Origin of the sequence: Chryseobacterium sp., assembly GCF_008014695.1 — a bacterium.
Lineage (GTDB): Bacteria > Bacteroidota > Bacteroidia > Flavobacteriales > Weeksellaceae > Kaistella.
Genome location: NZ_VOXE01000004.1, coordinates 361,593 through 380,097 on the forward strand (window position 1 = coordinate 361,593; position 18,505 = coordinate 380,097).

General features: G+C 39.9%; 17 protein-coding genes. 6 read left to right on the top strand and 11 right to left on the bottom strand.

Translation table 11 applies throughout. The annotated features are described in order from the left end of the window. Both FUA25_RS12620 and FUA25_RS12625 read right to left on the bottom strand, forming a co-directional pair. Window positions 1–186 (bottom strand): DUF6496 domain-containing protein, encoded by a 186-nt coding sequence (locus tag FUA25_RS12620; protein ID WP_147757270.1) that lies wholly within the window; start codon window positions 184–186, stop codon window positions 1–3. A gap of 11 nt (window positions 187–197) precedes the next feature. Next, entirely contained in the window at window positions 198–662 is a 465-nt protein-coding gene (locus FUA25_RS12625; protein ID WP_147757271.1) for a hypothetical protein, read from the bottom strand. 118 nt (window positions 663–780) lie between these two features. Here FUA25_RS12625 and FUA25_RS12630 point away from each other — a divergent pair, with 118 nt between their 5' ends. The 6 genes from FUA25_RS12630 (at window position 781) to recG (ending at window position 10,632) form a co-directional block, all read left to right on the top strand. Beyond that, window positions 781–2,907: a S9 family peptidase gene (locus tag FUA25_RS12630; protein ID WP_147757272.1), complete on the top strand. Its 2,127-nt coding sequence runs from the start codon at window positions 781–783 to the stop codon at window positions 2,905–2,907. A gap of 18 nt (window positions 2,908–2,925) precedes the next feature. Next, complete coding sequence (locus tag FUA25_RS12635) at window positions 2,926–4,587, top strand: peptide MFS transporter (protein ID WP_147757273.1); 1,662 nt, start codon at window positions 2,926–2,928, stop codon at window positions 4,585–4,587. A gap of 132 nt (window positions 4,588–4,719) precedes the next feature. After that, on the top strand, window positions 4,720–6,225 hold the full coding sequence (locus FUA25_RS12640) for a peptide MFS transporter (protein ID WP_147757274.1): 1,506 nt from the start codon (window positions 4,720–4,722) through the stop codon (window positions 6,223–6,225). Between the two features lie 104 nt (window positions 6,226–6,329). Next, on the top strand, window positions 6,330–7,841 hold the full coding sequence (locus FUA25_RS12645; RefSeq protein WP_147757275.1) for a peptide MFS transporter: 1,512 nt from the start codon (window positions 6,330–6,332) through the stop codon (window positions 7,839–7,841). Window positions 7,842–7,879: 38 nt separating this feature from the next. Continuing rightward, entirely contained in the window at window positions 7,880–8,413 is a 534-nt protein-coding gene (locus tag FUA25_RS12650; protein ID WP_147757276.1) for a thioredoxin family protein, read from the top strand. Between the two features lie 128 nt (window positions 8,414–8,541). Continuing rightward, window positions 8,542–10,632, top strand: a complete 2,091-nt coding sequence (gene recG / locus FUA25_RS12655; protein WP_147757277.1) for an ATP-dependent DNA helicase RecG — start codon at window positions 8,542–8,544, stop codon at window positions 10,630–10,632. An 8-nt stretch (window positions 10,633–10,640) separates the two neighbouring features. On the opposite strand, the gene FUA25_RS12660 is transcribed toward recG, so the two are convergent. The 9 genes from FUA25_RS12660 to FUA25_RS12695 form a co-directional block, all read right to left on the bottom strand. After that, a complete protein-coding gene (locus FUA25_RS12660) occupies window positions 10,641–11,333 on the bottom strand; it encodes a hypothetical protein (RefSeq protein WP_147757278.1) in 693 nt (230 codons plus the stop codon). A gap of 92 nt (window positions 11,334–11,425) precedes the next feature. Next, a complete protein-coding gene (locus FUA25_RS12665) occupies window positions 11,426–11,659 on the bottom strand; it encodes a hypothetical protein (RefSeq protein WP_147757279.1) in 234 nt (77 codons plus the stop codon). 10 nt (window positions 11,660–11,669) lie between these two features. Next, a complete protein-coding gene (locus tag FUA25_RS13510; protein WP_410493483.1) occupies window positions 11,670–11,843 on the bottom strand; it encodes a DUF5670 family protein in 174 nt (57 codons plus the stop codon). A gap of 256 nt (window positions 11,844–12,099) precedes the next feature. After that, window positions 12,100–12,645 carry a biliverdin-producing heme oxygenase gene (locus FUA25_RS12670; protein WP_147757280.1) on the bottom strand — a complete coding sequence of 182 codons (546 nt, stop codon included), beginning with the start codon at window positions 12,643–12,645 and terminating at the stop codon, window positions 12,100–12,102. A 1-nt stretch (window position 12,646) separates the two neighbouring features. Beyond that, on the bottom strand, window positions 12,647–14,845 hold the full coding sequence (locus FUA25_RS12675) for an ATP-binding protein (protein WP_147757281.1): 2,199 nt from the start codon (window positions 14,843–14,845) through the stop codon (window positions 12,647–12,649). 39 nt (window positions 14,846–14,884) lie between these two features. Continuing rightward, window positions 14,885–16,588: an ATP-binding protein gene (locus FUA25_RS12680; RefSeq protein WP_185146712.1), complete on the bottom strand. Its 1,704-nt coding sequence runs from the start codon at window positions 16,586–16,588 to the stop codon at window positions 14,885–14,887. Between the two features lie 77 nt (window positions 16,589–16,665). Then, complete coding sequence (locus tag FUA25_RS12685; RefSeq protein WP_147757283.1) at window positions 16,666–17,118, bottom strand: response regulator; 453 nt, start codon at window positions 17,116–17,118, stop codon at window positions 16,666–16,668. A gap of 28 nt (window positions 17,119–17,146) precedes the next feature. Next, entirely contained in the window at window positions 17,147–17,704 is a 558-nt protein-coding gene (locus FUA25_RS12690; RefSeq protein ID WP_147757284.1) for a helix-turn-helix domain-containing protein, read from the bottom strand. A gap of 303 nt (window positions 17,705–18,007) precedes the next feature. Next, window positions 18,008–18,502, bottom strand: a complete 495-nt coding sequence (locus FUA25_RS12695; protein ID WP_147757285.1) for a GNAT family N-acetyltransferase — start codon at window positions 18,500–18,502, stop codon at window positions 18,008–18,010. Window positions 18,503–18,505: the final 3 nt, after the last annotated feature.

The window sequence follows — 18,505 nt, forward strand, 5'->3', positions numbered from 1 at the left end:
CTACTTCTTAGGTTTTTTTGGGACTTTCAGGCCTTTTTCTTCGGCTTCGGAAATTCCTATAGCGATGGCCTGTTTACGGTTGGTTACCTTTTCTCCGGAACCAGATTTTAATTTGCCGTCCTTAAATTCTTTCATCACCTTACCGATTTTCTCTTCCGCCTTTGGCGAATACTTCTTTTCTGCCATTTTTTTAAATTTTAAGGTTTTATCACTGCAATTTCATACACTTTTGCCTGTTTCAGATATTTGCATCTTTCCCTTGAAGTGACCGATTCAAACTGGTCATTCTTCAGTACAATAATGGGATCTTCAGCAATCTCTATTTGGGCATTCGAGATGTACTTTTCTTCCGGGCTTAACCGGTCGGCTCTGGACTTCATCTTCTGAAGGTCATCCGCATAATGCCGGAAGCCGGGATCAGAAGAATGAATGAATTTATAGTCCGGTCCTGCTTCTACAAAAAAATGGAGTTTTTTTTCAATGAGTCCGCCTTCATCTGTGATTTCAGGATTGTCGTTTCCGTCTTTAAAGCCTATCTCCACCACTTTTCCCCCAAATTTTTCCGCATAACTTTCTGCGTCTGCAAATTTTGCAAACCCTGTTACAATTTTCTGATTATTCAATCGGTAAATGCTTAACTTTTCTGAATTGAAAGTTTCCATAACGCTGATTTTAGTTAAACACTGAGTCCAATTATTTTGCCAACAGGGTGTGCAAATCAACTTTTAACGCTCTTTTTTAAGAAATTTGTTATCTTTGAAATATTATCAAAATCAATTCATGAAAAAAATACTCTTATCACTTTCCCTTATTGCTTCGCTTTCGGTTTTCTCACAGGAAATTACCCTGGACAAAATTTACTCCGGATATTACAGAGGGAAAGGGATTGCCGGAATCGCCTCTTTGAAAAACGGTGAGAATTACGCCGTCATTGAGCCGACAGGAATCGCAAAATATTCATACAAAACCTCTCAAAAAGAAGGTAATATTGTAGACGGCAGTTTTGAATCGTATACCTTCAATGATGATGAATCCAGAATTTTGCTTTTGAAGGAAAGCCAACCCATTTACAGGCATTCCTTCCTCGGAAAATTCGATGTGAAAGATCTGAAAACCGGAAAAATCTTAAATCTCAATAACGGAAATACTGTTCAGGAGCCCTCTTTTTCTCCGGACGGAACCAAAGTGGCATTTATTTCAGAGAACAACCTTTTTTATCAGGATTTAAATTCCGGGAAGATCACCCAGATTACAACTGACGGCAAGAAAAATTCAATCCTGAATGGACTAGCAGACTGGGTCTATGAAGAGGAATTCGGGCATGCGCAGCAATATCAATGGACCAAGAACTCGGATGCCATTGTTTTTATAAAATCCAATGAAACGGAAGTGCCGGAAATGTACATTCCGATATACGGCAAACAGCTTTATCCTTCGGAAATGCGTTTCAAATATCCAAAAGCAGGCGAAAAAAATTCAGTGGTTTCAGCACAGTTGTACCGTCTGGATTCCGGGAAAACAATCCCTCTGAACCTCTCGGATTTTAAAAATTATTACATTCCGAATGTGTATCAAACGGCAAAAGCAGATGAGATTGTTCTTATCACTTCTGAAAGAACGCAAAATGCATCCGACGTATTGAAAGTGAACACCAAAACCGGTGCTGTGCAGAAATTGTTTACAGAAACCGACGAAAAATGGATCGATACTGATAATGTAACCCTTGAATTTCTGGAGGACGATTCATTTATCTGGGGTTCAGAACGCGACGGAAACCGCCATCTTTACTGGTATGACCAGAACGGAAAACTGAAAAAGCAGATTACAAAAGGCAACTGGGAGGTTACCGATTATTACGGATTTAATCCGAAAACCAAGGAACTCCTGATTCAGACCACCGAAAAAGGAAGCATTAACAAAGTGGTTTCAAAAGTGAATATTGAAAATGGAAAATCAACTCTAATTTCAAATGCAGATGGTACCAACAGCGCCAGTTTCAGTGGCAATTACAATTATTTCATTGAGACCTCTTCTTCCGCAGCAAAACCTTACACTTTTGTGCTCAAAGACGGCAACGGTAAAACGGTAAAAGAACTCCAGAACAACAACAGCCAGCTGCAGAAATTGCAGGCCGATAATATGGTTACACGCGAATTTTTCACCATTCCGAATGAAGCCGGCGATCAGATGAACGCCTGGATCATGAAGCCGAAAAATTTCGACAAGAATAAAAAATATCCGCTTTTCATGTTCCAGTACTCCGGTCCGGGCTCGCAGTCCGTTTCCAATTCCTGGGATCAGGGGAATGGATTATGGTTCAATCATTTGGTACAGCAAGGCTACATCGTAGCGTGTGTTGACGGACGCGGAACCGGCTACAAAGGCACAAAATATAAAAAATCAACTTATTTGAACCTTGGTAAATACGAAATTGAAGACCAGATTGCAGCAGCGAAATGGTTCGGGAACCAAAGTTATATCGACAAATCCAGAATCGGGATCTTCGGATGGAGTTTTGGCGGTTATATGGCCAGTCTGGCGATGACCAAAGGCGCCGACGTTTTCAAAACTGGAATTGCAGTAGCACCGGTAACGAACTGGAGATATTATGACACCGTTTACACCGAAAGATTTTTAAGAACTCCACAGGAAAATCCGGCAGGTTATGATGAAAATTCACCGACTGAATATGCAAAATTATTAAAAGGAAAATTCCTGCTGATCCACGGAACTGCGGACGACAATGTTCATTTCCAGAATTCAATGGAATTTTCGGAGGCTTTGATTCAGAACAAAAAACAGTTTGAGTTTATGGCGTATCCTGACAAAAACCACGGCATCTTCGGTGGACAGACAAGACCTCAACTTTATCAGAAAATGACCGATTTCATCCTCGAAAATTTATAAATCACTCAAAAACATCCGATGGCAAACACCAACAGCAAGCACCCGAAAGGCTTACCTTATCTCTTTTTCACGGAAATGTGGGAGCGTTTTGGCTACTACCTCATCCTGGGAATTTTTGTTCTGTACATGATCGACAGTGAAAAAGGCGGTCTCGCTTTCAACGACAAAAACGCCGATGATATCTTCGGAACTTTTATCGCACTTACTTATTTGACGCCATTTCTGGGAGGTTTTCTGGCCGACAAAATCCTTGGCTATGTAAAAGCAATCTATATTGGGGGTTTCTTGATGGGACTTGGATATTTGGGAGTCGGATTTTTTAAGGATTTACCCATGTTTTATGCTTCACTGGCACTCATCATCATTGGGAACGGCTTTTTTAAACCGAGCATCTCTACACTTTTAGGAAATCTGTATAATGAGGAACCTTACAAAGCCAATAAAGATGCAGGGTACAACATTTTTTACATGGGAATTAACATCGGGGCTTTTATCTGCAACATCATTGCAGCGTTTATGCGGAATAAATACGGATGGGGACCGGCTTTTATGACCGCCGGAGTCGGAATGTTCATTGGACTCATTGTTTTCACGATGGGAAGACAACATATTTTGAAAGCAAACATCCTCAAACCTTCGCAGGAAGGAGATACCAAAATTTCGGATGTCCTTCTTAAAGTTTTTCTACCTGCAGTGGTCGCCGGAATTATTGGATGGGTTATTCCCGGAAGTATCTTTGGAAGTGATTCTACCGATGCCTTTATTTTTGCCTGTCTGCCGGTCATTTATTTTTATGTGATGCTGTATGTAAAAGCCAATGCTGAGGATAAAAGACCGATCGGCGCCTTGCTCGCCATTTTTGCGGTGAGTCTGATGTTCTGGGCAGTTTTTAAACAGAACGGAACTGCACTGACGCGTTGGGCAAAATACTACACCGACCGAAGTGTTCCCGCTGTCGCAGAAAAACCGCTGGAAGCGATTTATTTGGTTGACGCAAAGGATTACCAGACTGAAGAAGTAAGCGTTTATGATGATCAGTATCAGGCGCAGAAAAACGAAGCCGGAGATCTTTTAAAAGAACCAGGTAAAGATATTTATTTCCGGAATGAACTGCCGGAAAAGAAAACAACGATGGAAGCCAATCCTGAGAAGAAAGTATATCTGTACAATACAGAGTTATTCCAGTCTGTAAACCCATTCTGGGTCATTGTTCTCACGCCTGTGGTGGTAGGATTTTTCATGTTCCTGCGCCGGAAAGGAAAAGAACCTACTACACCCACCAAAATTGTTCTCGGCCTGTTTATTTCAGCACTCTCCTGTCTTGTTATGGTTGGAGCAGTGTATGCCGGTCAGAACGGCCTGTTTAAAGTTTCTGCGCTCTGGCTCATTGCCGCTTACGGAGTCATAACAGTCGGGGAATTGTGTCTTTCACCGATGGGGCTGTCTTTGGTCTCAAAACTTTCCCCTCCGCGGCTCACCGCTTTAATGATGGGAGGGTTTTTCCTTTCCACTTCCATTGGCAACAAACTTTCGGGCGTTTTGGCCAGTTTCTGGTACGATTATGAGAACAAGGCCAACTTCTTCATCGTGAATTTCGGTTTGCTGCTACTGGCAACGCTTCTTGGTTTACTGATCCTGAAAAGGCTTAATGTTATCATGAAAGAAAAAGGCGTCAACTGATCCTTAATTTAAAAATTTCAATAAAAGTGCTGAAGAATTTCAGCACTTTTATTTTTTAATTAAAATAATCTCTTCATAAAAAGGAAAAAAAACTATATTTGCCTCTTAACAAATATTTAACACTTAAAAAATATGGATACAGCAGTGCAGAAAGGGCATCCTAAAGGACTCTATCTTTTGTTCATGACGGAAATGTGGGAACGTTTCTCTTATTACGGAATGCGTGCGATTTTCGTTTTGTATATGACGAAAATGCTCTTAATGGGCGACGCCGAAGCTTCCGAAATTTACGGTAGTTATACCGGTTTGGTTTACCTTACACCGCTTTTGGGAGGTTATCTTGCCGACCGTTTTTTAGGAAACAGAAGAAGTATAGAGATCGGTGGTGTGTTAATGGCACTCGGTCAGTTCATTATGTTTTTCAGTGCTTCAACAACAGGTCCTGCTGCCATAACTTTAATGTGGATCGGTCTAACGATGCTGATCATCGGAAACGGTTTCTTTAAACCGAATATTTCAACAATGGTGGGCCAGCTTTACCCCAAAGGCGACAGAAGGGTAGATTCTGCCTTCACCATTTTTTATATGGGGATTAACCTTGGCGCATTTTTCTCACCGCTAATCTGTGGTACCTTGGCAGAAAAAGTAGATTACAAATGGGGATTCTTTGCCGCCGGAATCGGGATGATTATCGGTTTAATCACCTTTATGATGCAGAAAAATAAATTACTGGTAGATGACGAAAATAAACCTATCGGAATGCCTACCAACAAATTCGGAATTGCCCAAATTGGATTGGTTTTAGGTTCCATTGGTGTGATTTTCTTTCTGATGAATTTCAAAACAATGTTCAACAGCGATATGGACATCATTGGATATCTGATTTACGGCGCGATGATTGCAATGCCGCTGATTGTTTTAACCGATAAATCGCTTACCAAAGAGGAACGCGAAAGAATAATGGTGATCTTCATCCTGGCATTCTTTGTCATCTTCTTTTGGGGTGCATTTGAGCAGGCTGGAGCTTCGTTAACTATTTTTGCAGACCGACAGACGGACAGAAATTTGTTTGGCTGGGAAATGCCGGCAAGTTACTTCCAGTCAGTAAATCCATTGGCAATTATCCTTTTGGCTCCTTTATTTTCATCTTTATGGCTTCGTTTAGGAAACCGCGGAAAAGAGCCTTCTTCACCAAAGAAAATGGCAATTGGTCTTGCTTTGGTTTCTTTAGGATATGTCGTAATTGCATTTGCAGTATACGGTCTCGGAATTATGGATAAAGTTTCCATGTTCTGGTTAATTGGTTTATATGTAATTCACACCATGGGTGAGCTTTGTTTGTCTCCAATCGGACTGTCGATGGTTTCAAAACTTTCGCCACTGAGATTTTCTTCATTACTGATGGGAACCTGGTTCCTTGCAAATGCGGCAGCCAACAAGTTCGCCGGAACATTGTCAGCACTTATTCCGGGTAGCGGAGAAGACGGCCAAGGCGCAAAAGTTACCTACTTTTTAGGTTTCGAGATTGCAAACCTTTTCGATTTCTTCCTGGTATTTATTGTAATGTGTGGTGTTGCAGCTTTAATTCTTTTCATTATGAGCCGTTGGCTGGAAAAGAAAATGCACGGAGTAAACTAAACGAAACGACAGATAATTCTATAAAACCACCGTTTATTCGGTGGTTTTTTTTATTTTCGTAACGCTTAATCTGGCTTTTCATTATTAAAGTCCCCAAAATTATTATGAATCTTACTCTCGAACAAATACAGGATTTCAAAGGAAAATATCCGAAACAGATCTGGTCACTCTTTTTCTCTGAAATGTGGGAACGCTTCTGCTTCTACGGAATGCGCGGAATGCTCGTTTTCTTCATGATTTCTGAACTGAAATTTGACGGGGAGAAAGCCAACCTGCAGTACGGCGCCACTCAGGCTTTCGTATATGCTTTTACTTTTGTAGGAGGACTTTTTGCTGATAAAATCCTGGGTTTCCGCAAATCACTTTTCTGGGGCGGGCTGCTGATGATTGTCGGAAGTCTTATTCTGGCCACCAATCCACACGATTTTTTCTTCCTCGGCATATCCTTTACCGTAGTGGGAACCGGTTTCTTCAAACCGAATATTTCCACGATGGTCGGGAAACTTTACAGGCCCGGCGACAGCAGGACTGATGCTGGATTTTCGCTGTTTTATGCAGGGATTAATCTGGGTGCGCTACTCGGTGGCTACTTGTGTATAGCCATCGGAAAAGGAGAAATGTTTTCAAATTTAATTCCCGAAGATAAAAGATGGAATGTGGCCTTCGGCCTGGCTGCAGTGGTGATGGTCATCAGTCTCATCAATTTTATATTCACGCAAAGACGGCTTGGTCCTATAGGTCTGATGCCGCAAAAAATTCTCGCCGACGGAACCGTAATTCCTATGGAAAAATGGAAAATTTACGGTGTTTACCTTTTAACGCTGGTTTTTGTGCCCTTAATCATGAAAATGGTCTCTGTTCCGCAGTACACCGATTATTTCATGTGGACGGTAGGACCCTTAACGCTTATTTACCTTTTTTATGAAATGAGCAAGGTAACATTAAGTGAAAGAAAAAAACTTTGGGCAGCGCTTGTGTTCATTATGTTCTCAATCATTTTCTGGGGAATTTACGAACAGTCAGGCGGCTCACTGAGTATTTTCGCTGCCAATAATCTGAACAAGGATTTGTTGGGTCTGGATCCAAATGGTGTAAACAATTCCGGCGGGGCATTTTTCATTATTTTTCTCGCACCGGTTGTTGGATTGTTATGGATCTGGCTGAGTAAAAGAAGACTGGAACCGAATACTCTAATAAAATTCGGACTGGGATTTATATTTCTTGGCCTGGGATATTATGTGCTCTTCGCTACAAGATTTTTCGCTGATCTGCAGGGTATCACTTCTTTAAATATTTTCACCATCGCTTTGCTTGTCATTACATTTGGTGAATTGTGCCTCTCTCCTATCGGTTTATCGATCATGACGAAACTTTCTACCGAAAAACTGCAGGGAATGATGATGGGAATGTGGTTTCTGGCTTCGGCTTACGGGCAGTATGTGGCAGGAATCATCGGTGCAAATATGGCCACTGCCAAAGAAGGTTCCTCCAATATGGATGCGCTTCTCGCTTACACCGATGGCTACAAACAGTTGGGAATTTATGCAGTGATCGCCGGCCTCGTGCTGATATTGATTTCGCCGTTTGTAAAGAAACTCATGCAGGAAGTGCGATAACCCTTTAACAAACCCTTCTTTTAACAATCAAACCTCTGATGAAAAAAATTACCCTACTTATTTGCCTGTTTTTGATGTCTTTTGCTTATTCTCAGGTCCGTTGGATGACGCTGGAAGAAGCAGTTGAGGCTCAGAAAGAAACTCCGAAAAAAATTCTGATCGATTTTTACGCAGACTGGTGCGGACCGTGCAAGATCATGGACAAAGAGACCTACGGGCATCTTGTGATTGCAGATTTCATCAATCAAAATTATTATGCTGTAAAATTTGACGCAGAACAGAAAGATAAACTGACGGTTTTTGGAAGAACTTTTGCTAATGAAGGTTTCTCGAAAGGGAAGAAAAAAAACTCCATGCACGAATTCACCAAATTCATGAATGTTAACGCCGTTCCTTCTCTGGTATTTCTGGATGAGCAAAGCATGCCGATCACGATTCTGCAAGGGGCGCTTACGGCAAAAGAGCTTGAACCGTATCTCATCCTTATATCAAATGATGAATATAAAAAGATCAACAGCCGCGAAGAATGGGAAAACTACCAGAAGAAATTTAAATCTTCAATAAAAGACTAAGCTCATCTAATGTTCTGAGTTTTCCGGTTTGAAACAAGTAAAGAGACTTTCAATATTTTTTGGAAGTCTTTTTTATTTTCACGAAATTCGCCTGCTGGCGGTAACCAAGTAAAGTCAGCTGTACTCCATTGACTTTAGACACCTCCATAGAATTCTTAAAAGGAATCGGTCCTGAACGCGCCAAATTCATTAAAAATGTCTTGGGATTTGCTACGGTGGAAGATCTTCTGACCTTTTATCCTTTACGGTATATCGATAAAAGCAAAATCCATAAAATCGGTGATCTGAAAGAGGAACCCGATGCTGAAATCCAGCTGAAGGGAAAAATAACGGATATTCAGGAAGTTGCCTACGGAAGCGGTCAGAAAAGACTTTCAGCAAAATTCCGCGACGAAACCGGGACTTTGGAACTGGTGTGGTTCCGGTATTCGAAATGGATGAAAGACCAGATTCCGCTGAACCGTGATATTTTTATTTTCGGGAAGATCAATCTTTTTAACGGAAACTTTTCCATGCCCCATCCTGAAATTGAACTGGATGAAAAGAAAGCCCTTTCCGGCTCACTTTTACCGGTTTATCCGGGGAGCGAGAAACTTTCGAAAAGAGGAATCAACAACAAATTTTTCCAGACGGTACTGGCAGAAATCACGAAGAACCTTCCTTTACTGATGCAGGAAAACATTCCCGATGCTTTAATGAAAAAATTAAAGCTGATTGGCCGTATTCCTGCTTTTTACCACATCCATTTCCCGAAAGATCTCCATCATTTTGAACATGCCAACCGAAGGGTGAAGTTTGAAGAAGCCTTTTTCTTTCAATTGGGCTACGGCCTGAAGAAGCAGCATCAGAAAACATCAGTTGTGGGGAATCCTTTTCTCAAAATTGGAGAAAATTTCAAGGATTTTTACAATCACGCACTTCCTTTTGAACTCACCAATGCCCAGAAACGGGTGCTGAAGGAAATCCGGACGGACATGAAAAAACCGATCCAAATGAACCGTCTGCTGCAGGGCGATGTTGGTTCCGGAAAAACGATGGTGGCACTTCTGGCGATGCTGATTGCAATGGACAATGGTTTCCAGAGCTGTATGATGGCTCCTACTGAAATTCTGGCGCAGCAGCATTTCTATTCAATTAAAGAACTGTTGGTGAATACCAATATCAAGGTCCGGCTCTTAACCGGTTCTGCAAAAACATCGGAAAGGAAAATCATTCACGAAGAACTTCTGAACGGCGGACTTTCAATTCTTGTGGGAACACATGCGGTTCTCGAGGATATCGTGCAGTTCAGAAACCTCGGTCTTGCCATTATTGATGAACAGCACCGTTTCGGTGTTGCCCAGCGCGCTAAACTTTGGGCAAAAAACAATATTCCGCCACATATTCTGGTGATGACAGCTACGCCAATCCCCAGAACACTTGCGATGAGTTTTTACAGCGACCTGGACGTGTCTGTCATCGATGAAATGCCGGTCGGCCGCAAATCCATCATTACGGCGCACCGGAGGGAAAAGGACCGCCTTTCTGTCTTCCGGTTTACAAAAGATGAAATCGAAAAAGGACGTCAGGTATATTTTGTTTATCCGCTGATCGAGGAATCTGAAACGCTCGATTATAAAAATCTGATGGAAAACTTCGTGCATATCGCCGAGTTTTTTGAAGGAAAAAACGTGACAATGCTTCACGGAAGAATGAAACCTGCGGAAAAAGAGGCGGCGATGCAGTATTTTGCTTCCGGGAAAGCGGAAATTATGGTAGCGACTACCGTGATTGAAGTCGGTGTAAATGTCCCGAATGCTTCGGTGATGGTCATTGAAAGTGCTGAAAGGTTCGGTCTTTCGCAACTGCATCAGCTTCGCGGAAGAGTCGGTCGCGGAGCGGAACAGAGTTACTGCATATTGATGACCTCAGATAAACTCACAAAAGAAAGCCGGACACGCATTAAAACCATGACGGAAACCAATGACGGTTTTAAAATTTCAGAGGTTGATATGCAGCTCCGCGGTCCCGGCGATATTTTGGGAACCCAGCAAAGCGGTGTTGTGGACTTCAAGAAACTGGATCTGATTACGGACGGTAATATTATTAAAGCAGCCAAAAAAACTGTTGAACATTTGCTGAAAACGGATCCGCATCTTCAGACTCCCGAAAATTTTCCTTTAAGGGATTATTACATCAGGCATTATAAGGGCAAAAACAAATGGGGCCGAATTTCTTAGTATTTTTTTTACCGCATTGGGGGTGGCGGGGAGGTATAAATAATTTCTATTGGTTTCTGTTTTTCGGTTTTTACAATACCATTTAAAAACTGCTCGGCTGCCACTGAATTTTTTACAAATTCATTCTGAGCACAGTAAAAAACTACAGCACAATATCCGGAAGCTGTGAGATAATAATAGATTCCATATTCAAAATCCAATCCTTTAACATTCGCGGCATATCTCAAATAAAGAACCTTAAGTCCGTTTACTGTACGATATTCCGATTGTTTGAGACGAAAATAATCAACATTTTTCTGAATGCCTTCCAACATGAGGTTCTTTAAACTTTTAAGATCGGGAATCTGAAGTTTTTCGGTCGTCATGAAACCGAATAGGGGATTATCTGGATTTTTATCTCGCAAAAAGTATTCGATATGTGAACCGACTGCCTGGGCGGAAACTTCCCATTTTTTAGGGCTATAATAAATTCCTGCATCCAGCCTGCTGCTTTTGAGCAGAATAGACTGGTCTGTGTTTCTCCCAAAAACGGCAGGGTTTTCATCAATTTTTTCCAGAGTCTGCGCATCGCTTTCATTCACGAACTTCCAGGTCCCATTATCAAACAGGATCACTTCATTGCCGTCCTCGGTAACGCCTTTAACCTGAGCAGAGCCATAAAATCCAACAAGCAAGGTAATAAGCGGCAGTATCTTTTTCATTTCACCAAATTACAATATTTCTTATTTATATTCGACCAGAAAAAAAACACAGAAAAAAATTCCTGTGTTCCATATTTAAGTGTGAATGATGATTATTTGTTATTGTTACCGCGGGCTACCAAAGCAATAATTAAAATCAATACCAGTGCGCCGATTACCCAAACGAGTGGACTGCTCATCCAGTCGCCTCCCATTGCGCCGCCTTTGTCTACATCTACATCAACTTTTAGGTCAGGAGCACTTTCCTGTGCAAAAGTTCTCACTCCGAAAAATACCGCAAGCAAACAGATTGCAAATGTTTCTAATTTCAATTTAAATTTTGTCATTTTTTAATATTTATTTATTATTTGTACTTCCGCTTTTATAGTCTTTCACAAATTTGAAAATTAACAATAAAATTCCCACGAGAAAAACATAATGAATTGCACCGCCGAGATCAAAAAAAATGTATCCCAAAATCCAAATTAACAGAAAAATAACTGACAGACAGGAACAAATTCGAGCATTCATAACGGGGTATAAATATATGCTGCAAGAATTCCGAATCACCTTAATATCGACATTACAGCATTTAGAACTTTTAACATAGACTTTCTATTTATTTGACAATCCTTTTTAATGAACACTGCGCTTTCTGAAATCATAAATATCAAGTAATGATGAGCAGTTGCATTCTACTGGGGCAATTCCAAACAAAGATGTATATTAATATGAAAAACATATTACATAATTACAGCAAAAAATTACAGAATACAATATTCCCTTATTAATTTTGCAACAGTAACAGGTAGGCTTTCTGTACTCCTTCCAAAACATGTGGATAATCTGCGGTAAATTCCGAATCTAAAACCGTTTTAAATTCTTTCCATCGCGAACCTGTTTGATCTTTGTACACGCCGAAATAGTTGAATTGAACCTGCGCGAACTGCGGGAGTTTTGCCAATTGTTTCGCAATTACATTTCCGCCTAATGTAGAACCTTCCATTACATACAGCACGCCGATTGCCTGAGCTTCATTCTTAATGGAAACAGTAAGTTTCGGAATTTGTACCGGAAGAACCATAGATTCCAAATCCTCTTTAATCAATTTTAATTTTGCCCGATGCCGGAGTTGCAGTTTTTCGGAAAAGTTTGGAGAAAGCAGACTGAAAACCCTGCTTTCGAAGTGAGAATGAAGAATATAATTGGAATAGAGTAAGTTTCGGTAATCGTCTTCACTGAAAGTTCCGGTAAAAATTTTATAGGAAAGAAATTTGGTTTCCACCTGATCATGTAGCGTTTTGGTTTCCGTTTTAAGAAGTTCTGATATCATTTCATGAAGGTTTCTGGAAGGTCAGGTAAAATGTTGACCCCTCATTAATTCTGCTTTCGTAAGTCACACTGCCGCCAAGTCTTTTCATTGCTCTATGCACGATCGAAAGCCCAACCCCACTGCCTTGGAAAATTTTCGCGTTGTCCATTCTGCGGAATACTTTGAACATTTTTTCACTGTCTTCTTCGCTGATTCCGATTCCGTTATCTGATATGGCATACACTACGCTGTCCTTTTCATCAGTTCCGGTAACGACAATCTGTGGGTTTTCGCGGTGAGAAGAATATTTTACTGCATTGTTGATGATATTCAGAAACACCTGATAAATCATGGTTTTGTCGGCCAGAATATCAGGAAAATTATTGAAGGTCACTTCAGCATGCTCGCTGTTGAAACTCAGCTTCGCATCGTAGGAAATTTTCCGGATCATCTGTTCAGTTGAAATCCTTTCCAGTTTCAGATCAGCATTTTTCACGCGGCTCAATTCCAGAATATTGTGCATCATCACTTCCATCCCGTCAATTTCCTGGGTGATTTTAAGGATTTTGTCCTTGATCCTCAGATCTTCAGGATAGGCATTGCTCAGCATCTGCGCATTCATTTTAATAACGGAAAGCGGAGTGGCGAGATCATGGGAAATGGTGAAGGAAAAACTTTCCAGTTCATTATTCATGTTTTGTAAAGTCTCATTCAGCTCTTTAACCTGAATGGTCTGAGTGTAGGAGGTTTCGAGGATAAAGGTGAGAATTCTTTCCGCTGCAAGAAGGTCTTTATCCTGCCACAGTTTACATTTTCCTTTTATTTCTTCCAGAAAAACCTCAAAGGATTTTCTGGGTGAGATCATCAACCTTTCGTCACCGTAAAAATTTACTTTTTCTGGTTCTGTCTGCTCATAGCCAGCCCATTTAATATGTTCATTATACTCTTTCCGAAACCAGATCAGCATTTCGTTATTTGTAGCGTACCATTTTGCAGCTAAAATGCCGGAAGCATTTTCTTCGAGACCCAGTTTTTCTTTGTGTTGTTTAACAAATGAGGAATTTGAATAAATATTCTCGTTTGAATTCGCAATCACCCATTCGCTGATTTTATGAACAGTTTCCGGAGAAGGAACATCGCCGAAGGTTTTTAATTCTCCACCGGTAATGATTGCCAAACCATCAGAACTGACCGTATTTTTAATCAGTTCGATATTGTTAAAGAGTGAGTCCTTTAAATTGTTATATTTTAAAAACTCTGTTTTCAGTTCCGCAGTTCTTTTGCTGAGATCAATACTGTCCTTGTGTTTTTGTTCTATTTTGAAGGCGTAATAATTATTCGCCGTCATAAAAGTGAGAACTTCCGCACGCACCCTATTCACCAGATCAATATGTTTAGGCTCTTTGTTTTGGCAGGATATTAATCCCCAGAGTTTATTTTCAACGATAATAGAGGTGCTGAAGCTGGATGATACCCCCATATTCTTAAGATATTGTCCGTGAATCGGCGACATGGCCCGCACCGAACAATAAGTGAGATCAATTTTTTTTTCGGTTTTGGAGAGAATCCGTACAGGTTCTTCATAAACATTGCAGAAAAGCCGATTTTTCTTCATGAGATACAGTTCGCGTGCCTGTCTTGGGATATCAGATTCCGGATAATGAAGGTGCAGATAACTTTCCATACCGTCCTTGATTTTTTCGGCAACCACTTTACCACTGCCGTCGGGAAGAAACTTATACACCATCACGCGCTCATAATCTACCAATTCTACTACCGAATCCAGGAGTTTATTCCAGATCTTCTGTGAACTGTCCGGTGTTCCTACCTTTCCGTATTTCGAAAAAATGTAACTTCTAACGGTCAGGTGTTCGATAATTTTTTCGAATTCTATAAATATATTTTCTCCAACCCTGTACATGATACAGTGAAAAAAATCCCACTTGACGCTGATTTTAAAGATATTCCAGTCATATTCTTCACCAGTGTTCTCGTTGATTTTTGCAAGGACTCCAGAATCGATAAGCTGTGGGAAAGTTCCGGCAAGTTCTTCGATGGTTTTCCCGAAGATTTCTTCCTGCAGATTGAACAGCAAGCGTAAATTTTCACTGTAAAATTTCACAGTCTTCGTGGCCGCATCCAAACCGAGTAGAAAGCCAAAGCTCTGTATGTGGCCGGGAATATGGATTTCCTCTTCGTGGCAGGCTGTAAAATTCATCATACTAAGTTAGCAATTAAATAATTAGTTACCTGCAAAAAATCAACGCTTTTCCGGAAGATATACGGTGAATGTAGCACCGCAATGCGGTTCTCCGTTAGCAAAAATATATCCTTTGTGATTTTCTACAATTTTTTTACATACCGCAAGCCCGATTCCGGTCCCGGCATAATCGCTGCGGCCATGCAAACGGTTGAAAACATCAAAGATTTTCTCGGCATACTTCTGCTCAAAGCCGATTCCATTATCTGAAAAAGTAAATTTATGAAAAGTCTGATTGTTATTGGGCAGCAACACCTCATCCTTACTTTGCACTACCTCATGTTTCACCTCTATAAATGCCGGAATCTCATCTTTACAGTATTTCAGTGAATTACTGACGATATTGATAAAAAGCTGTCTGATTTGAAACGGAATCACCTCCATTACAGGAAGCTGATCCACTGAAATTACTGCTTTTTTTTCTTCGATCATGTGTTGAAGTTCTTCCTGGGCATGATGCATTACATTGTTGAGATCCGTTTTTTCAAAAATCTTTTCAGCCCTTGTTGTTCTGGAAAAAAGAAGCAGATCTTCAATAAGTGTTCGCATTCTTCCGGCCGAACTGTGCATTTTTCCGAGAAAATTCTTCCCGGATTCCGAAAGGTTCATGCCGTCTTTGTCCGTAAGTCTGGATATGAAGGTTTCTATTTTTCGAAGCGGCTCCTGTAAATCGTGGCTTGCCACATAGTTAAAGGCCATTAATTCCTGATTGTTGGCTTCAAGGATCCTGTTCTGTTCTTCGAGTTGAAGTTTCGACTCAATTTCGGGCGTAATATCCGAGGTGATTCCGAGGAAAACTTTCTCGCCGCCTTTTTGGTTGATAATTCTTCCCGTGGTCTGGAAATAGCGCAGTGATCCGTCTTTTTTATACACCCTGAATATAAAAGGGCTTGAATCTGTCTGATACGTCAACGTTTTGGTTTTCTGCTCCATTTCAGCCTGGTCATCAGGATGAACATGGTCTAATAAAAAATCAAAATTCGACTTGAATTCCTGAGGTAAATAGCCCAAAAGGCGGTACTGATTATCGGAAAATTGGTAAGTCTGGGTTTCGAGATTCAGAATCCAGACTCCAAAGCCCCCCACAATCTCCGCAAGATTGGAGGCATTTAACGCAATCTGAAGCCTGCTGTTTGCTTTTTCCTGCTCCTTAACATCGGTAAAGATTCTATAGAATGCAAAAGCCAGCAGACCTAAAGCAAAAAGAGAAATTAAATAGATAAAAAGAGGAGTTGACTGTTGGGTAATATTGAAGTCATTTTTTCTTTTCTTTAAAAGATTGTATTCTACAGCAATCATATTCTCTATTTTCCGGCTGATTTTTGTCATCACATTTTTTCCTTCCAAAAGATTCTGCTTCAGTTCTGCCGGATCTTCGTTTCGGAAATCTCTCTGGAAAATTTTATGAATATTTATATATTGATCCTGAACGTAACCATACAGGATTTTTTCATTTTTTATTTGCCCAGGACTATCACTAATTTCCGTTTTCAGCCGTTTAAAACCTGCATTAATTTCTGAAATCTTTTTATTAATATCTGCACGAATAGCAGGATTAGGGTTCAGAATGTAATTTCTCTTCTGCGTCTCTAAATCCTTAATATTAGCGGAAAGTCTCTCCAGTGTCAGAGAAACTTCATAGGAACGGTTTACACAACTGGTGTGATGGGAGAGTTTTTCAAGTTGCTTGTAGGATAAACCCATTAAAAAGAAAATCAATGCTGCAGAAGCAACAAAGATTAAAATAAGGAAAAAGGAGGATGTGTTTATATTCCGGGGTTTCATCCGTTATATCTTAATAAAAAATTGTCCTTATTAAGGCCTGAGGTATGATATTGCCAGTTGATTGTGACCACATCGGCAAGGATTTTTTTCAGAATTTTGAAATCGTTGGGTTTCTTGATGTAAATATTGGCACCGTGCAGAAAAGTTTCTTCAATATGTTCTTCGGTAGAAGAAGTTGAATAAATGGCGATAGCCATATTATTAAATTTTGGATTTGCCTTTATTTCGTGAAGACATTGCAGTCCGTTTTTTTTCGGCATGTTCATATCGAGAAAAAGGAGCTGTGGGAGGATAGAATCCTTCGCGTTGAGGTAGTCCAGAAGTTCCACTCCATCTTTAAAAGTCTGTACTTTTGTTGACATTTTCAGTTCACTGAATGCATCTGTAAAAAAAAGGCGGTCATCTTCATCATCATCTGCTAAAATAATGTGGATATATTCTTTGTTCATATTATTCAAGGGAGCTAAAAGCGTATTTCTATTTTTTATTGGCCAGTTCCCGCCTCTTTGAAATTAACTTCTGAAACTGCGAGGGGGTAAAGCCTGTTGTGTTTTTAAACTGTGTACTGAGATGCGCTACGCTGGAATAGCTCAGTCGGTACGCAATTTCAGTCAAGGTAAGTTCACTGTTGATGATTAAGTTTTTTGAGTGTTCAATTTTCTGTAAAATGATAAAATTTTCGATCGAGGTATAAGTCATCTCGGAAAATAAATTGGAGAGATATCCGTAACTGTGATTCAGTTTTTCAGCAAGATAAACCGAGGCTTTTACGTTTACATCAACTTCCGAAAACACCATCTCTGTAATCACATCTTTAATTTTCTGAACAAGTGCTGATTTCTGGTTTTCAAGAATCTCGATGCCATATGCGCTAAGATTATTTGTAAGTATTTCCATCTGCTCATTAGAAACCGGATCCATAAATTCCACTTCCCCAAAACTCAGAGACCTGTATTTCAGATCCAGAGAATTAAGCTGCTCTTCGAGCACCTTTTTACACACGGAATTGAAATCAAACTTTACAAATATTTTCACCTATGAATATTAAAAAATTACCGGCGTCAAAGATACGCTAAATAATAAACAAAATATATTATGCAATTAATCTTTATTTTTACATAAAAAACATTTTAACCTGTTTTTATTAATTTTATTAATAAAATAATTCCAAAAAGTTAAAATATAGGCAATATAATTATGCTAAAGATAAAACATTTTAATCTATGGATTTCTGAGTTTTAAGGGGGCAAATTAATTTTTAAGGATTGAAAACCTGTTTTTTCTAAATAATATTGTCCCAAATTGATAACTAAGCTCAGGTCTCCGACAGAATCTGATTCAGAAAAGATATTCCATCAAAAAATCATCCATTACAAAACCCTTCCCAATATCAAAAATCCCTTCCTCATAAACACTGAAACCCTGCGACTCATAGAATATTTTAGCAGGATTAGCTTTGTTTACTGCTAAAATAACTCTGCTATCCCCAGCCATGGTTACATTCTCCTTAAGGAAATCCATCGCTCTTTTTCCAATACCTTTCCCTTTTGCTTCCGGAATCAGATAAATACGGTGAAGTTTGGTGGTTAAATGCTCATAATGCGTTTCAAATCCCAGAAACCCTACCGAAGCAACTCCATAATCAATGATATAATAGTGATAATTTGGATTTCCTAAATGCGCTGAAATTTCTTCTTCAGAATACATTGTATCGAGCATAAATTTAATCTGCTCCGATGAAAGAATTTCACCATATGCATTGAGCCAGGAGGCTTCCGCCAGATTCTGGATAAGAGGAATATCCTGTTTTGCCGCCTTTTTAAATTGAATCATATA

Bases quoted from the DNA above. Each gene is read 5' to 3' on its own strand.
- FUA25_RS12665 (WP_147757279.1), bottom strand. From the start codon at position 11,659: ATGACAAAATTTAAATTGAAATTAGAAACATTTGCAATCTGTTTGCTT.
- FUA25_RS12695 (WP_147757285.1), bottom strand. From the start codon at position 18,502: ATGATTCAATTTAAAAAGGCGGCAAAACAGGATATTCCTCTTATCCAG.
- FUA25_RS12670 (WP_147757280.1), bottom strand. From the start codon at position 12,645: ATGATATCAGAACTTCTTAAAACGGAAACCAAAACGCTACATGATCAG.
- FUA25_RS12630 (WP_147757272.1), top strand. From the start codon at position 781: ATGAAAAAAATACTCTTATCACTTTCCCTTATTGCTTCGCTTTCGGTT.
- FUA25_RS13510 (WP_410493483.1), bottom strand. From the start codon at position 11,843: ATGAATGCTCGAATTTGTTCCTGTCTGTCAGTTATTTTTCTGTTAATT.
- FUA25_RS12660 (WP_147757278.1), bottom strand. From the start codon at position 11,333: ATGAAAAAGATACTGCCGCTTATTACCTTGCTTGTTGGATTTTATGGC.
- FUA25_RS12620 (WP_147757270.1), bottom strand. From the start codon at position 186: ATGGCAGAAAAGAAGTATTCGCCAAAGGCGGAAGAGAAAATCGGTAAG.
- FUA25_RS12650 (WP_147757276.1), top strand. From the start codon at position 7,880: ATGAAAAAAATTACCCTACTTATTTGCCTGTTTTTGATGTCTTTTGCT.
- FUA25_RS12645 (WP_147757275.1), top strand. From the start codon at position 6,330: ATGAATCTTACTCTCGAACAAATACAGGATTTCAAAGGAAAATATCCG.
- FUA25_RS12625 (WP_147757271.1), bottom strand. From the start codon at position 662: ATGGAAACTTTCAATTCAGAAAAGTTAAGCATTTACCGATTGAATAAT.
- FUA25_RS12680 (WP_185146712.1), bottom strand. From the start codon at position 16,588: ATGGGTTTATCCTACAAGCAACTTGAAAAACTCTCCCATCACACCAGT.
- FUA25_RS12640 (WP_147757274.1), top strand. From the start codon at position 4,720: ATGGATACAGCAGTGCAGAAAGGGCATCCTAAAGGACTCTATCTTTTG.
- FUA25_RS12675 (WP_147757281.1), bottom strand. From the start codon at position 14,845: ATGATGAATTTTACAGCCTGCCACGAAGAGGAAATCCATATTCCCGGC.
- FUA25_RS12685 (WP_147757283.1), bottom strand. From the start codon at position 17,118: ATGAACAAAGAATATATCCACATTATTTTAGCAGATGATGATGAAGAT.
- FUA25_RS12635 (WP_147757273.1), top strand. From the start codon at position 2,926: ATGGCAAACACCAACAGCAAGCACCCGAAAGGCTTACCTTATCTCTTT.